The 16470-nt window shown below is 48.1% G+C and carries 11 protein-coding genes and 1 pseudogene; 2 read left to right on the top strand and 10 right to left on the bottom strand.

Annotated features, from left to right (window positions below; translation table 11 throughout):
* Positions 1-77: 77 nt before the first annotated feature.
* The gene (locus tag C9J03_RS09020; RefSeq protein ID WP_044620742.1) at positions 78-1334 is read left to right on the top strand and encodes a maltoporin; all 1257 of its coding nucleotides are present in this window, start codon (positions 78-80) and stop codon (positions 1332-1334) included.
* 111 nt (positions 1335-1445) lie between these two features.
* Here C9J03_RS09020 and C9J03_RS09015 read toward each other — a convergent pair whose 3' ends face one another.
* From C9J03_RS09015 to C9J03_RS08970, 10 genes and pseudogenes are all read right to left on the bottom strand, one after another.
* On the bottom strand, positions 1446-2591 hold the full coding sequence (locus C9J03_RS09015; RefSeq protein WP_044620741.1) for a carbohydrate porin: 1146 nt from the start codon (positions 2589-2591) through the stop codon (positions 1446-1448).
* Between the two features lie 267 nt (positions 2592-2858).
* A complete protein-coding gene (locus C9J03_RS09010) occupies positions 2859-3872 on the bottom strand; it encodes a LacI family DNA-binding transcriptional regulator (protein WP_044620740.1) in 1014 nt (337 codons plus the stop codon).
* A gap of 107 nt (positions 3873-3979) precedes the next feature.
* Positions 3980-4510, bottom strand: a complete 531-nt coding sequence (locus C9J03_RS09005; RefSeq protein WP_044620739.1) for an MltR family transcriptional regulator — start codon at positions 4508-4510, stop codon at positions 3980-3982.
* A 127-nt stretch (positions 4511-4637) separates the two neighbouring features.
* Positions 4638-5666 (bottom strand): annotated as a pseudogene (locus C9J03_RS09000) (PTS mannitol transporter subunit IICBA); the annotation flags it as partial.
* A gap of 125 nt (positions 5667-5791) precedes the next feature.
* Positions 5792-6148: a hypothetical protein gene (locus tag C9J03_RS08995; RefSeq protein ID WP_044620738.1), complete on the bottom strand. Its 357-nt coding sequence runs from the start codon at positions 6146-6148 to the stop codon at positions 5792-5794.
* 61 nt (positions 6149-6209) lie between these two features.
* Positions 6210-7355, bottom strand: coding sequence for a mannitol-1-phosphate 5-dehydrogenase (locus C9J03_RS08990; RefSeq protein ID WP_044620737.1), 1146 nt, complete (start codon positions 7353-7355; stop codon positions 6210-6212).
* A 94-nt stretch (positions 7356-7449) separates the two neighbouring features.
* On the bottom strand, positions 7450-9393 hold the full coding sequence (locus tag C9J03_RS08985) for a PTS mannitol transporter subunit IICBA (protein WP_044620736.1): 1944 nt from the start codon (positions 9391-9393) through the stop codon (positions 7450-7452).
* Between the two features lie 527 nt (positions 9394-9920).
* Complete coding sequence (locus C9J03_RS08980) at positions 9921-11891, bottom strand: MtrB/PioB family decaheme-associated outer membrane protein (protein ID WP_044620735.1); 1971 nt, start codon at positions 11889-11891, stop codon at positions 9921-9923.
* Between the two features lie 10 nt (positions 11892-11901).
* Positions 11902-12858: a DmsE family decaheme c-type cytochrome gene (locus C9J03_RS08975; protein WP_044620734.1), complete on the bottom strand. Its 957-nt coding sequence runs from the start codon at positions 12856-12858 to the stop codon at positions 11902-11904.
* 55 nt (positions 12859-12913) lie between these two features.
* Complete coding sequence (locus tag C9J03_RS08970; protein WP_107291692.1) at positions 12914-15109, bottom strand: OmcA/MtrC family decaheme c-type cytochrome; 2196 nt, start codon at positions 15107-15109, stop codon at positions 12914-12916.
* A gap of 739 nt (positions 15110-15848) precedes the next feature.
* Here C9J03_RS08970 and C9J03_RS08965 point away from each other — a divergent pair.
* Positions 15849-16466 carry a c-type cytochrome gene (locus C9J03_RS08965; protein ID WP_044620733.1) on the top strand — a complete coding sequence of 206 codons (618 nt, stop codon included), beginning with the start codon at positions 15849-15851 and terminating at the stop codon, positions 16464-16466.
* The last annotated feature ends 4 nt before the right edge of the window (positions 16467-16470 follow it).

Here is a 16470-nt window from a genome sequence, read left to right as displayed (position 1 = left end):
GTCGCCACAAATGGGAACATTCCCACAACATAAATCCAATACGCATAATCAATACATTTCCATTAAAGGGATGAAAAATGATGAAAATGAACCTTACCGCTCTGGCCATTTCTGTGTCTCTGCTTACCCCAACTGCGTTTGCCGATGACAGCTTTGTTTTCCATGGCTATGCCCGTTCCGGGATCGGTATCAGTGGTGACAATGGCCAGAATGTCGAATTCAATAAACAACAGCTTGGACGCCTGGGCAACGAGGCGGATACCTTTGCTGAATTTGGTCTTGGCAAAGAAATCTACAACGAGGATGGTGCCCGTTTTTACTTTGATTCCATGCTCGCTGTTGGCAGTGACGGCTCCAACATCTTCGAGTCACTCAAAGATGACGAGGAAAACGGCTTTATCGATTTCCGTCAACTCAATGTGCAGGCAACCGGTATTTTGAACTTTGCACCAGAGGCAACCCTTTGGGCCGGTAAACGCTACTACCAACGTCATGATATTCATATTACCGATTTCTACTACTGGAATACATCCGGTGCCGGTGCCGGAATCGAGAACTTGAACCTAGGTGATGGTCGCTTCTCATTCGCGGTGATCCGCAATGACGACAATATGGTGGAGGACATCGGTAACCGCGGTGAAGGACTGAACGTCAATGTTATCGATATGCGTTATGCCGGCATCGCTCTTTGGAATAATGCCGATTTGGAACTAGGCATCAACTACGCCATTACAACCCCCTCTGATAATGCCTCCCAAGCGGCAAAAGACAGTAAAAACGGTGTGATGGCGACAGCCCAGCTAACCCAAAACCTAAACAGCGGCTTTAACAAAACGGTTATCCAGTATGGTACTGAAGGCTATGCCACAGAATTATCAACATTCGGTGCTGGCACCACCTATCATGCCAACACTGAAAGCGGCGGCAGCGCTTACCGTTTGCTCAACTGGGGGGTGGTCAACTTAACCGAGAACATCGAGCTAGGTCACCAACTACTGTGGTCATCGACCATCGATGATGTCGAAGCCAACCAAAATGACGACCTGACTTACTTTTCTGCGGTGGTTCGTCCTGTCTACAGCTGGGACAAACACCACAAAACCATTTTCGAGGCTGGTTACTTCAACAACCAGGATACCAGCGGCAAAGATCTTTCTGGCCAAAAATTCACTATCGCCCAGGCCTGGAATGCCGGTGAAGACTTCTTTGCCCGCCCTGAAATCCGTCTATACGGGACCTACTTCTCGAACATCGACAGCATTGACGACAACAACATTGTCTCAACGGTGGACTCAGAGTTTAACGTCGGCGTGCAATTTGAGGCTTGGTGGTAATAACCGAAAAAAGCGGGAAGTGAGCCTCTCTTCCCGAGTCGAAGTGGCAACAGCGACAGCTGTTGCCAAAAGATCGAAATGAACAAGAAATAACGGTTAGTCAGGTATCAATTAGAAGAAGTACTTGAAGCGTACACGAGCACCCTTGTCGTCTAGCTCACTGAACATTGCACCATCATTCAAACGTGTGCCTTCTTCATTCAAGCTGGTGTGGAACGCACCGAGGTAAATGGAGAAGTCTTCCACATCCAATACATTGGCAAACTCATACGATGCGTAGAAAGTGTCAATTTTCACTTTGCCATCATAGAAACCCGATTTCGCATCGAAGTCATTCACACCGTATACATAACCAATACCGAAACCCTTCCACAATACGTTAAGGCCTACCGAAGTATCTTTTTCATTAAGCGCATCAAGGTAAGCAACGTTAGCATTAACTGAAAGATCATTAAGTGTATAGTTCGCAGTTAAGCCATAACCGATACGGTCGCTAACATCATTACCTTCGCTATCAATTACCGCGTCTTTAACCAGGTTCGCTTCAATGGCACCGGCGATGCGGAAATCCCCCATCAGATAAGCGACAACCGGACGTAATACAATCGCATCTTTGTTCGACTCAACTTCACGACCATGGTATGTCACTTTTTCATCAGAGGTATTTGTGCCAAACAGGTCCGCACGCTCACCGATCACACTTGCAAGCTCAATATAAAGGTTATCGAAGCTCTGGCTGTACATTAGCTGACCTGCTGATGTTGCACGGCCACGGGCTTCTTTCATCTGGTAAACATAACCTGCGCCATCACGGTACAGATCATTGGCAGTGTCACCTGAATATTCCAAGAACGTATCCTGACCGACAGGGAACATATCATAGGCTTCGAAACGCCCCATGCGAAGATCCCAGCCCCCCTGTTTACCGAACGAGAAGTAGGCATCATCAAGGTTTACTTCGCCGTTTGAATCCATCAAAGGCTGGGCTTTGATGGCTAGGTAGTGACCACTTTCAGTCTTGCGCTCACCAGCAAATTCAACGAGGACACGACCGGTTTGGTTGTAGTTGGAATCCTTGCCACGGTTTAGCTGATCGGCTTTGTCGTTATCTTGGTAGTTGAAATCAAACTCGACATCACCGCCGATAGAGAAATTGCCTTGCTCATTATCAACGATGCTGATCCCTGCAGTTGCTGTGAAAGACGTTGCTACCGCTAAAGCCGCGAGGGACAGTTTAAATAGACCACTGCGTATCATAAATATACTCCGGATAATTGTTATATATGCTAATCATTGTGTTCGTGGTGATTATTGCTAAACTGTTTTAGCAGATCGAGAAAAAGGTGCTAAAACAGTTTAGCTTTGTGATCGCAATGACATTTTATGCAAAAGTGTGATCCGCCAATATGTCTTCACTTACACATATTCAGATCGCAAAAGATTCCTATAGGGGATTATTTAATAGGCGGGTATAGAAAAGGCTGCGAAGCAGCCCTTAATATGAATAGATTCAAAAGTGTGTAATTAACTACGCCAGCGGATCTTCGCATCCAATGCAAAAGCCGTCGGGCTAACATTTTGACTATACATCAATAGCTGAATAAGTTGAAAACTGCGTTTCGCTAACTCTTCACTATTCTGAGCTATCGAATCAATGTTCAGTGGAAGGCAATCCAAAAGATCGTGGTTATCGAAAGTCACCAGTCGCATCTCTTTGTTTAACAATGCGTTTAATAGGTTATGTTCATTCAGGTAGCGAAGCACCCCCTCAAGAAGGGTGTAGGAGGCAGTAAACAGTGCCTGAGGCAGACGGCCAAGCTCTTTGTGGAGTTGCTCCATCAACATATAACCTGACTCGGTTTGATAATCGTGATGGCGGATCCAGCTTTCATCCAGATCCAAACCCGCCCTATTCAACCCCAATTTGAAGCCTGCTATACGGTGGCGGCTGGGTGATAATTCCAACTGACCACCAAAATAGTAGAACTCTTCAACTGACTCAGCCGTTTTACAGATCAATTCGGCGGTCACTTTTGCAGCGTCGGTGATCACCATAGGCAGGGATGACTGTCCAATATGGCGGTCGAGTTGCAATACAGGGATCTGTTTGGTCAGGTTTTGGTAGTACTCATCATCGGTCTTGCTCGATGCAACGATCAACCCGTCAACCTGACGCTTGACCAACCCTTCCACAACTTGCTGTTCGATATCGGGATTATCCTCGGAGCAGGCAATAAATAGCTGCAATCCCGCTTCACGGCATAACCGTTCCAGCTCTCGAGAAATAGAGGCAAAGCCAAAGTTGGTGAGATCCGGTATTACCAAGCCAATCGCATCGGAGCGTTTAGCTTGCAGAGATTTAGCATGAACATTCGGCGAGTAATTTTGCTCTTTTGCCACCGCCAAGACCCGTTCGCGAGTCTCATCTTTGATCCGAAAAGTCGATGCCCTGCCATTAAGCACCATACTTGCAGTTGTTTTGGAGACCCCTGCCAGTTTGGCAATATCGGCTATCGTTACACGTTTTCTTTTATCCACTACTAACCCGTTTTAGCTTCATCTTACTCCTCATTATCTGCACAGAGTGTAAAAATGAAAAGTAAAACAGGCTAAAAGTTAGGGTTAACGTCAGGAAAACAGAGCAATTAGAAAGGACTCTCTTTATCTAGCTCGCCGCATATACCAGATACAGCCAATGCCATCGCGGATTTAATCACTTGCTCCTGCCTGGCAAGCTGCATCTGATAGAAAGTAATGTCAGTCTCATCATCGGGCGGGGCAACATCCAGCAACACCACCCCCATTTTCTGTACCATGTGTAATTGTTTAACCGGCTCTAGTATCGCAGGCTCAGTAAAGCTGTACTCTTTACCCTCTTTATTCAAAAAATCACGTAGTTTGATAATCGCTTCGATGTCGTGGTACACATCATCGTCGACCACGCCTAAGCCAAATAGCAACTTTAAGCGTACCGAAAGCTCGCCGAGCGGGCCCGATTGGCTCAATAACGGCTCGACAACTGACTTCACCGCAAAATCATCTTTGCGGAAAATACGCTGGATCAAATTTTCAACCGCCTCATCAAACACCTCTACAGAGGTGATAAAAAAACCACGTACGGTTGGGGCATCATTTAGACGCTCTAAAATGTCAGATTCTTGGTCACTATGTGCCATAAGTTAAGTATCTCTGTAACAAAAGGATAGCAATAGCCTCCTTAACCTGTTGTTATAAAAGTAATTGTACCATCTCGATAGACACTATTTCACTTTAAGATGCCTATTCTGGCGTTTTTTTGCTTCTCTCTTCCGCATTCGATTCTGTTTTCAACAACACCCCAGCAACAAGGAAAGAAACCACCGTCGCCGAAACAATGGATAGTACGACACCTAGCAATGAGGATTTTGGCGTTAACAATAGAATCGCAAAAATCGAGCCAGGTGAAGCTGGGGAGACCATGCCGGCTTCGAAAAATGACAATACGAACACCCCAGCCATTCCGCCAGCAATCGCCGCGATAATGAGGCGAGGCTTCATCAAAATGTACGGGAAGTAGATTTCATGGATCCCACCTAGAAAGTGGATAATAGAGGCTCCCCCGGCGGTCTGCTTCGCCATTCCCTTGCCAAACACCATATACGCAAGCAATATCCCCAGCCCCGGTCCCGGATTGGCCTCTATCAGGAAAAAAATCGACTCCCCGGCTTCGCGAACCTGCTGCACCCCAAGCGGCGAGAAGATCCCGTGGTTAATCGCGTTATTCAAAAATAGAACTTTGGCCGGCTCAACAAAAATGGACGTCAACGGTAACAGGCCAGCACTAATCATGGCATTCACACCAGCGGCCAAAGCAACTGAAATAATTTTGACCGCCGGGCCAATCATGAAAAAAGCAATAATGGCGCAAATCATGCCAACGATACCGGACGAAAAGTTATTCACCAGCATTTCAAAGCCGCTTTTGACCTTGCCTTCGACAGCCTGATCGAACTTCTTGATGATCCAACCGCCCATAGGTCCGAGGATCATTGCCCCCATGAACATTGGAATATCGGTACCGACAATAGCTCCCATGGTCGTCACGGCCCCTACCACGGCACCGCGCTCGCCACCCACCAATTTCCCCCCGGAGTAACCAATCAACAGCGGTAGCAAATAGATGATCATGGGTTCGACAAGCTGGGCTATCGTTTCGTTCGGCCACCAACCGGTCGGGATAAACAGGGCGGTAAGAAAGCCCCAGGCGATAAATGCACCAATATTTGGCAATACCATATTGGTAAGAAAGCGGCCGAAGCTGTGAATTTTAATTTTCGTTGTTGGTGAAAGCATAAGTCATCCCATCATTGTCTTTCTTTGACCACTATACCCAAGTCGAACATTGTTTACAGCCAAGTTACTTCAAGTAAACTTAGGTATTTCATGTGTTTTTAAACACATAAATATCCAAAGTCCAGTTAGCAAAAAACAAAACCAGCATATGAAAGCGCCCTATCCCGCCTTGCTAAAGTCAGGCATTCCCGAATAAACCGCTTACCCCGCACAGATAAATACAAAGAAAGGTCTCTTTCAAGCAATTGCATGGTTTCAAAATCTAGCCCAAGCTCATTGCATGAAACCTTTAATACGTTATTTTTCTCAAGTGTTTCATCACTCCAGCGTACCGTGTAAATGTAGCCTGCCTCTGGTATGAAACGACACTTTTCGACAGTACCAACCCATCCGCAAATTTCCTGCCCGAAGTCAGGGTCAATCATCCCGAGATTGACGATAACCATATCGCCAATACTGTATTTGCTCCTCGTATATTTCATGACTTATCCCTAATGCCAATAAGAAAAGGAGGCGCATTGCACCTCCTTTATTTTGTATTCATTACAGAGACTGGAAAAGTGCCTCAATCTGTTTGGCTTCTTCACCGACAGCATCAAGGCCGGTATATTTTGCCAATGTCGGGCGCAAACCGATATCTTTGAGCGACGCCTGCAGCTCGATTGCCTGTGGATCCGTGTCATTGGTGTATTTGAATGCTGCAGCAATCCCTTTTAGCAAAGTGCTATTTTCAACACCGTACTCCATTGTGCCCAGCAACGGCTTGATCAGACGATCATTCGCACCCAGTTTACGGATTGGCTGGCGGCCAACACGGTCGATTTCATCACGCAAATATGGGTTGGCAAAGCGGCTAAGGATCTTATCAATATAGGCATTGTGCATATCACGATCAAACCCGTAGCGGCGGACCAGCACTTCACCGCTTTCTTGCATGGCGGCTTTTACTTGGTCATAAATTTCTTGGTCTTCAATCGCATCACGAACCGTCTCGTGACCTTTCAAGGCACCAAGGTAAGCGGTAACGATATGGCCGGTATTCAGGGTAAACAGCTTACGCTCTACAAAGGCCATCAGGTTATCAGTCGTTTCCATGCCTTCGATGGCTGGGATATCACCTTTGAATTGCTGTTTGTCGACAATCCACTCGCTAAAGCTTTCTACTGTTACTTCCAATGGGTCATCATTGGCCGCTTCTGATGGCGGAACGATGCGGTCAACCGCTGAATCGACAAAGCCCACCAGTTCATCAGCCTGACCGTGGTAAATGCTATTGAGGTGCTTGTAAATCTCTTGTTTAAGGTGAGTCGTACCGCGCACCATGTTTTCACAGGCGATGATGTTTAGCGGATTATTGTTACCAGACTCGAAACGGTGTGTTAGACCAGTGGCAATGGTTTTGGCAATGATATCCAACACGTTAGGACCTACCGCGGTAGTTACCATGTCGGTGTGGATGATCTGGTCAATCACATCTTGGCTGGCTGAGTTAACCGCCGTGACATGGGTAACGGTATCAATTTTACACTCGCTACCCACCACTTTTACCTTGTATGACTGGTCATGGCTAAGTTGGTCAACCAACGGCTCGTCAACGTCGGCAAAAGTCACGGCCACATTCGCGTCTGCCAGCAACTTACCAATAAAACCACGCCCGATGTTACCTGCACCAAAATGTACTGCTTTCATAATAATTCCTACCTAAGAACTTGTTCTAATAAAGCGCTAGAGGGTTGAGGCCGGAGGGGGAACACCGGCCTCGTTGTGACTCAATGATGGGGGGTTAAGCGGCCTTCTCGCCGGCTAGGATTTCTAGCACTTCGTTGACATCACTGGTCGTGGTCAAGCGCTCAATCGCCTCTGGATCATCGAGTGCATTGGTGATGGTAGTAAGTACCTGAATGTGTTCATCGTTCTTGGCTGCGATACCGATGACCAGTTTCGCCACATCGTCCTCGTCTTCAGTAAACTGCACACCGTCTTGGTATTGGCAGATAATAATGCCGGTTTTCATTACCTTGTCTTTGGCTTCCACCGTACCGTGCGGTACCGCGATGGATTCGCCAAGGTACGTCGGAACCAGTTTTTCACGCTCGAACATGGCATCAACATATTCGTCTTGGGCATAGCCCAGTTTGACTAGCTGTTCTCCGGCATAACGAATAGCGTCTTCTTTGCTGTTCGCCTTGAGGCCAAGGTGGATATTCTCAGCTTGGATCTGGAACACCTGCATTGGCTGCTCCACATAGCTGTCGTCGTTGGCTGCCACCGGAGAGACTTTTACCATCTCGCCATCGTTAGCCGCTGCTGGGCTGCTTGCAGCAACAATGCTTGTTACTAGGTCGTTGTACACCTGGCTATCAAGGAAGTTTGTTAGCGATAGGTGCTGGGCATTGGCAGCATGCTTACGGGCACGCTCGGTCAAATCTTTATGAGTAATCACGATATCCACCTCTTGCGGCAAGCTATTGATAGCACAGTTGGTTACACTGATATTAAGGCCAGCTTCCTGAACTTTTTTACGTAGTAGGCTGGCACCCATCGCACTGGAGCCCATACCGGCATCACAAGCGACGATGATGTTGCGCACGTTGGCTAGATTGAATTCTGATTGAGCAAGTACGGTTGCTGGAGAGCCTTTAGACGAGGCTTTCATACCTTTCATCTTGCTCGTTGCCTCAGCGAGATCGTCACCCTCTTCGTCTGTCACTTTCTGCGTTTTCATCAGCAGTGCAGCAACACAGAAAGACACGGATGTTGCAGCGATAACGGAAAGGATTACCCCGACAAATGACGCTTTAGGAGTCATCAGCAAGATTGCGAAGATAGAGCCCGGTGATGCTGGAGACACAATACCTGCATCGAATACTGTCAGGGTGAATACACCCGCCATACCACCTGCGATAACCGCCAGGATTAAACGTGGGTTCATCAGGATGTATGGGAAGTAAATCTCGTGGATACCACCGAAGAAGTGGATGATTGATGCACCGCCCGCCGTTTGTTTCGCCGTACCGCGACCGAACACCATGTATGCCAAAAGAATGCCAAGACCTGGACCTGGGTTTGCTTCAATCAAGAAGAAGATTGACTGACCCATTTCATTGGCCTGCTGGATGCCCAGCGGCGAGAAGATACCGTGGTTAATGGCATTGTTGAGGAACAGGATCTTCGCTGGCTCGACAAAAATTGAGGTCAGAGGAAGCAGGCCTGCACTCACCAGCATGTTTACCCCACCAGCCAATGCTGATGACAATACCTTCACGAATGGACCAATCATGTAGAAGGCAAGAATGGCACATAGCATACCAAGGATACCGGCAGAGAAGTTGTTCACCAACATCTCGAAACCGCTCTTCACTTTGCCGTCAACCCAGCTGTCGAAGCGCTTGATTGCCCAGCCGCCCAGTGGTCCCACCATCATGGCGCCCATGAACATCGGGATATCGGTACCGACAATCACACCGATGGTTGTAATGGCACCCACTACGGCACCACGTTCACCACCGACCAATTTACCACCGGTATAACCAATGAGTAGCGGCAGCAAGTAAGTGATCATAGGACCGACCAACTTAGCTAGTTCTTCGTTCGGAAACCAACCTGTTGGAATGAAAAGTGCTGTGATGAAGCCCCACGCAATGAATGCGCCAATGTTAGGCATCACCATGTTAGATAAGAAACGACCAAAATTTTGTATCTTGATCTTTGCATCTGGTGATATCATATCGATTCCCCGTCTGATGTTCAGTTATAGATTTTGTGTTAGGTACGGTTCGCCAAAACCGTCCAATTGCTTAGTACCCAATTAATCTAACACAGAATTTTTAAACCGATCTGATGACGGGTTTTTTGTGAGCTACATCCCCGAAACGCCCCTCCAAACTTTTTTCTCCGTGATCTTTATTGCAACTCTGTAATGAAACTTTGCTACAAATCTCTAATTCCAATTTTGTCAATTACTATATATCGACCGATATCACAATTTCATGACGAACAACTATCGCTCACTTAGTGATACATGTCACACATCAGGCATTTTCACACTATCAACCAAAACCAATAAGAGACTCAGATCTCGCTTTACAGGCGAACAACAAAACACCTCCGCTTGCGACGCATTCCACCCTTACATTTTGTAACTCACTTTCAGTCACATCACAGGGTGAATCATTCCCAGCAGCATGCCACCCGCACGGCTCAGGCAAAAAAAAGACCGGCCAAGGCCGGTCTTTTATCATGCGTGAACACTTATCAGTAACGGTATTCCCAGGTCACAAAACCAAAGTAGCCGTCGTATTTCTGATTGACATCCCCCATATTGGCCGTTTCGCCATTAAACAGGTAGTCGTCCTCAGAGAAGTTCTCGTATCGCATATCAACGCGAATAGTCTGGTTCTCATTGAGACGGTAATCGCCTTTCAGCTCAACACGGTGTCCTTTGGAACTGTTGTTCGGGTAACGGTAACCAGAACCTGTGGTATCCGTTCGTCCCCGACCATAGTGGTAACTGTAGTCCAGCGCGATATCCAACTTCTTGGAGAACAGGTTATCACGACTCAAACCAATACCGACCGTTGTAATGTCATCCTCAATCGAGGTCGAGTATCGACCCCAGTCAGGCTCATTACTATTGGCGTGCTGCTGCTCGGAACGAATAGACTGCTGGTTATAATAGGCATAGCCCGTGGTATCGTTTTCTAGATAGACATTGATACCCAAATCATACCCGTAGTCCTGCCCCTCACTCATACCAACATCCGGGGTCGGGTATTGCTCGTCGGCATACCAGGCCTCAGCTGTTAGCTGAACGTTTTCGCTAACGTCATAGTTGGCATCACCGCGAAGTTCGATGCGATCGCGATCCGCCAGATAGTATTGGCGCAGATTCACATCTGTACTGCTCGAGTTGTGCCAATCAGAGCCGTCCCGTGTCTGGTAGGACAGCTTAGCACCGGCACTCCAGTCGGCGTCAGGGCGATAGCGAGCGCTCAGGTACACCGTATGGTCTTCGGTTCTCTCACGATCGGCATATTCGCGCTTATCATACCGGTAGTCGTAACCGGCACTCATGCGCAACGAGCGGCTGAAGCGATGATCAACAGCAGTGCCCAGGCGGCTTTGGGTACGGTCATACTCTGTCCGGGTCACCCCCACCAACGCATCAAGATCAGAGCGATCATCGCGATCACGATAATCTGCCGTCACTTTCAGGCTGGTTTTGCGGGTCAACCGGTTGAGGTAGTTAGCATCCACCTGCCACGTATTCACATGACCCTTGAAGTTGCTCTTCCTGTTATGAGCATCCGGGAAGGCATCCAGACCACCATCAGAGGTGGCCTGAGACCACATGATACGGCTGTTAAGGCTCTGCCTGTCCCAGCGGTAGTTGCCTGACAATGCCAGCTGATGGAACTCATTATCCGGCTCCAGCGAGAACTGGTTCACGTAGGGATCGCTACTCGGCCCGTAATACAGTGCCGTATAGTCATTCCTGAAGATCGAGGTACGGTAGGCGAAATCCACCATCCAGCGCTCTTCCAAATAGCTCAGTCCAGCACTTGCATTCAACGTCTCATGCTCAATCGGCTTTTGCATATAACCCGGCACACTACCCACACCTGGGACCGTAGAGGTATAGAAGGATTTCGTCCCTTCTTTCTTCTCAAAGGTCATATCGGCATAGGGGCGCCAAGGCGTATGCGGTGTATATTTCACACCCAAATCGAGTTTCTTGCGCGTCACTGACTTATCGAATGCTTTCAAGTCACCCGATGTCTGAACATTGCTGCTACCGCTGTAGGCACTCAGACTTGAGTTGTTCCAGTAGTAAGGCGTTTCACTGTAACTACCCCGTACCCTTAGCCCGTCGTAATGGCCGATCTCGCCCTCCAAGAGAAAGCGGTCAAAGCCCAAGTCCTCAACCTTTACCTTCTGGTAGAAGCCATCATCATCATGCCGCTCAAGATCAGCATTGAAACTGCCGACCATGCCTTCGCCGGTATTTGCCGGCACCCAGTTGTTAAACCGGGTTGAACCGCCATTGTCGCTATAACCAGCGCCAAAGCCGACGGTTCCAGTCCACTCGCCATCACTACTGCAATCACTGCAACGCCAACGGCTGGTATCAGCCTCGCCGGCATTCTGCAGAGCATAGTCTCCCTGCGCCAGCGCAGGGAAAGCCAATGCTGCAGTGATTGATAACCATAATGGAGATAATTTCATGACACTCTCCTTAGTATCTCAATGCGCTTCCACGAGGGTGGTTGGAGCCGTGGACCTGGTTATGACAGTTCATACAGCTTCCTCCCCGCACTCGCAGATCATTCTCTGGGATATCAACATTGGCGTGAGGCACCTTGTGACAATCCTGACACAACTGAGGAAGGCGCTTGTCCAGCATTCCGCTGTTGATCGAACCATGCGGGTTGTGACACAAGGTACAGTCTTCCGTCACCGGCTCATGCTCCCACAAGAACGGACCACGCTTTTCGGCATGGCAGTCATAGCAGGTTTCGTTGATCGATGAGAAGTTCAGGCTGTACTCATTCACCGTCTGGTGCGGATCGTGACAGCTCGAACACTGCATATCACCGTTTAGGATCGGGTGGCTGGTGCGTTTGTGGAGATCCGATTTTGTTTTCGAGTGACACGAGGTACAGGTTTCAACCTGTAGCTTCGGCGTCATCATAGGATCATCCTTCTGGTGAACCTTATGACAGCTCGAACAAGACAGATCTTCAAACGCGTGCTCGCTGCTGTGCCAGGCCGATCGGCTTGAATCGGTATGACACGACAGACACACGCTGTTCTGCTTCTCCGATGACACCGGCGAATCAGGGCCGAATGTAATCATCGGCTCGCGCATCTGACCCCCGCGAGGGTTTCGAGGGTGATTGCCAGCCGGACCATGACAAGCTTCACATTGCCTGTCGCTCATCGGGCCATGCTTGTTGGCAGCCATTCCGTGAATATTGTCAAAAATCCCTGTCGCAGGCTTGTCAGACTGATCGTCATGACAACGCATACAGCCATCAGCCCCCTGGCGGGAATATTTGCCATCACTGAACTTCTGATCCAACACCGTCTCGATCTCTTCACGAGGATCAACATCTGCGGCATGCACCGACGCAACCATGCCCGCCAAGGCGAGCATCACCGCTACGAGCCACCGCTGAATTGTTGTATTCATTAGAGTTTCCTATTTTCCAACAGTTATCCGGGGGCATGCCCCCGGATAAGCTCACTTAACGGTAGTCGTAGATGTTATGGACACGATCAACACCGGCTTCCTGACCAACGCCATGACATGATGCACATTGCTCAATACCGGTTGCCTCTGCGGCACTATCTGCCGCAAACACCGCGCCATTGCGCAGCATGTGGCTGATAGCTTTATCACCGAGAGCCGGGTTGCTGGTGTTTACCTTGCCCAAGGCAGACTCCAAGTGACAGCTACCACAGGTCACCAACGCCGGGCTGAAGTACTTCGCTTCGCCACCAACATTGATCGCCGACGGACGGGCATTCTGCTGGTTTGGCAGGTGGTACTGCTCAGCGGTGTGGCACGACTCACAGTTGTTCAGTGCACCAGGGAAGTCAGAACCGCCTTCGCGCTTCGAACCAAAGGCGTGGAACGAGTGAACATGATATTTCAGATCGCCAGGGATCCCATCGTACCAAGAGACACGCTCAGCATTGTGACAGCTTGCACATTGGTACAGCTCTGTCGCAGCATGGTTTTCTAGGTGGATGGTGAAGCCCTCGTGACAGGTCGAACACAGTTCCTTTTCAGCGCCAAAGACAAACTGGTGATTGTCGCCAAAGCCACTTTGGTCAAATGAAGCGGTTGTGGTATTGGCAGCAATCAGGCCACGGTTGTTGATGTTTTCAAAATCAGTAAACGAAGCACATTCTTTCAGCTCACCACTACGGCGATCGGCACACAGCGGCATCTCAGCAACCGATACGGTCAAGATAGAACCGGCTTCAGGCTGCTTGTCGTCTTCACCGAAAGTTTTGCTACAGCTAAACCACCCATTGCCTTCCGCGGTACACGCATCGCTGGCGAGGTTAATGGTATTTGCCGCAACAAAGTTCAGCGGTGACGAATAACCGATTTCTGCACCCTGACCATTATCCCAGTTGATCAGCAAGTAAGCCTTACCAGTCTTGATAAATGGCGTCAGTTCCGACATCGCTTCGATACCGCGACCATCTAGCATGACGCGGGCACGTACATGGTAGGTCGAAGCAGAGAAGCTGGCTTCTTCGATGGCAATATCAACCAAGTCGCGCGCCATCTCCAGATTGTCAAGGCGTCCCAGGTGGACACTGCGTGCGCTACGTGAAGCATCCGAACCGTCATCGTTATACGGCTTGTGACACCCAGTACAGCTAGTCTTACCTTCCCAGTTAGTACCTAGTTGATAAGGGTGTGCACCTCCAGCTTGGCTACCTTGGGTATCTCGAACTAGATGGCAGGTCTCACAGGTCTGCTGGCTCGGGTGCTCGAACCAGTTGTTAGCATCCGGTGTTTTCTCCGACACGTCGTTGTGGCAGGTGGTACAGTTACGGGCATCCTGTGGGAACGGGCTGCCAACGACAACAGGGTTACCTTCTTCGTCTACGACCGGCTCTTTATCGCTACCAACCTGGAAGATGTTACCGTGTTTCTGGTGCACGATCGCCGACAACGGGCGACGGCTAGGCGCGGCACCCGGGTTACTGTCGTTGTGACAGGCTGCACAGACCGCGAAATTGTTGTCAATGGCACGATAATCACCGTTTGAGCTGTTATGGTATAAAGGTTCACCCATGTGGCAGCTTTCACAGTTCTCAAACTCGATAATATTTCTCGACACCGTTTCCACTGCCGCGGATGGGTCAGGCACCCACTCATGGACATGGGTAAAGCCGTAGCCTTCCTGACCATAGGCCATGACGATGCGGTGCAGCTTGTCGGCATCCCAGGCAATAAAGCCTTCGTTGTCAACGGAATCGACAATATACGGGTCGACCACTTTCATGATGTCTGGAATGGCGAAGGTGTAGGAATACCCACCGTCCTTTTGTTCCAGAACACCATCCTTGACCTGCTCCATTTCAGCTTTGAATGGTGAACGACTGGAGTGATGGAAACTTTTCCAGTAGCTGTTACCATCGCGATTGCTAGAGCTACGTTCCGGCATCGCCTTCAGTACCGCAATTCTAAAAGGTCGACTCAAGTCAAACTGGTACGGCTGGCCAAACCCGTCATGGACGGTAAAGTCGACCACCAGTTTCGTCTCACCGGTTTCTAGAGTCTTCAGCTTTGGTGTGCTGACATTGACCGTGAAGTCACCTTGTATCGGTGGCGGCGTATTTTGATCTTTTTTGTCTGTATTACATGCTGCAAGCAAGCCACATAGCAATACAACCCACATTGCTTTTAGTATCTTCATCTTTTTTTCCTTGATGAGGATTTATTCTTATTGGACTAAACGGGCACTAATATCTCTATCCAAGCAGCAGCAATGGTACTGATCGCAATAACGACACACGATGAACAATCCTCCCAACAAGCACCTAAGTGAAAACCAACTCAACAATATGCATATCAATAATCAGCAAAGTAAGCTTAAAATTAAATGATTACCTATATGCAAAATGTATCAATGGCCATTCATAGATACCTCGCAGATGAAACATTCGAGCATCAAGTACGAGAGTTTGATCTTTGTCTCATTTGCTATCGCTCTTTAAAATATTAATCAGCGCCCCTGAACATTTTATATTTTAAGTATTCAATCTAAACCAACCCCCTCCATTAACAGCCTGGCGATAATATGTCAAGCACGGATTTAGTGACTTTCAATCCAAAAGTACAGCTTTCCCGTGCAACATGATTAACCCTTACAAAACAGTGATTTAGTCGCAAATAATCATAAAGCACCATCTGATATATATCTTAATTATCAATAAGATAAGTTGATTAATGAATTTCACAAATCTGTCATAGCTTTATTTGATATATATTTAAAACATATAAAACAGATAAATTATTAGCACTAAACCGCCATTAACTATAACCAAGCAAAAACAAACTAACCCTTAATGATTATTTACAATTTATCATAACCACACTTTTTCTATTAGAATATAATAATTTTGAAAATAATTGTTGCTGCGGAGTTTGCTTGTATGTCGATTTTAAAAAAAACAAAAAAAACAGCTTTGTTCATTGCTCTATCTTCTAGTTTTATTGCATTTAACGCCCACGCTCTTTCAGATGAACTGATCCAGAGCTGTGAGTCTTGCCACGGCCCTGCTGGGGTCAGTACTCAAACTGATATTCCTACCATTGCCGGTATCCCTGAGTGGAACCTCAGCGATCAAATGATGCAGTATCTGGATGGCCGCCCGGCCAAAACCGTGAACTATGTTCATGGTGATACCAGTAAGACTGATGACATGGCGACCATTGTTGAATCACTTAGCGAAGATCAGATCGAAGCTCTAGCCGCTCACTATGCCGAACTACCTTTTGTCCGTGCTCAGCAGCCATTCGATGCCGACCTAGCGGCCGTGGGTAAAGAGCTTCACGACAAGAGCTGTGCTCGCTGCCACGCTGACGGCGGCAGTGACCCATTTGATGAAGCTTCTATTCTAGCGGGCCAGAAAAAAGGTTACCTATTGGCGACTATGATGGAATACAAAAATGGCCAGCGCGATGCTGACAAGAGCATGGTTGATGCGATTAAAGCCATGAGCGATGACGACATCAAAGCTGTGGTTGAATACTACGCTAGCTACCAATAATAGA

It is taken from the genome of Photobacterium gaetbulicola, from assembly GCF_003025515.1.
GTDB classification, from domain to species: domain Bacteria; phylum Pseudomonadota; class Gammaproteobacteria; order Enterobacterales; family Vibrionaceae; genus Photobacterium; species Photobacterium gaetbulicola.
Note: the sequence above shows the minus strand (reverse complement) of the source record. Positions and strands in the feature narration are given on the sequence as shown.

Coding starts and splice junctions, on each gene's coding strand:
- C9J03_RS09020 (WP_044620742.1), top strand. CDS start 78: ATGATGAAAATGAACCTTACCGCTCTGGCCATTTCTGTGTCTCTGCTT.
- C9J03_RS09015 (WP_044620741.1), bottom strand. CDS start 2,591: ATGATACGCAGTGGTCTATTTAAACTGTCCCTCGCGGCTTTAGCGGTA.
- C9J03_RS09005 (WP_044620739.1), bottom strand. CDS start 4,510: ATGGCACATAGTGACCAAGAATCTGACATTTTAGAGCGTCTAAATGAT.
- C9J03_RS08995 (WP_044620738.1), bottom strand. CDS start 6,148: ATGAAATATACGAGGAGCAAATACAGTATTGGCGATATGGTTATCGTC.
- C9J03_RS08990 (WP_044620737.1), bottom strand. CDS start 7,355: ATGAAAGCAGTACATTTTGGTGCAGGTAACATCGGGCGTGGTTTTATT.
- C9J03_RS08985 (WP_044620736.1), bottom strand. CDS start 9,393: ATGATATCACCAGATGCAAAGATCAAGATACAAAATTTTGGTCGTTTC.
- C9J03_RS08980 (WP_044620735.1), bottom strand. CDS start 11,891: ATGAAATTATCTCCATTATGGTTATCAATCACTGCAGCATTGGCTTTC.
- C9J03_RS08975 (WP_044620734.1), bottom strand. CDS start 12,858: ATGAATACAACAATTCAGCGGTGGCTCGTAGCGGTGATGCTCGCCTTG.
- C9J03_RS08970 (WP_107291692.1), bottom strand. CDS start 15,109: ATGAAGATACTAAAAGCAATGTGGGTTGTATTGCTATGTGGCTTGCTT.
- C9J03_RS08965 (WP_044620733.1), top strand. CDS start 15,849: ATGTCGATTTTAAAAAAAACAAAAAAAACAGCTTTGTTCATTGCTCTA.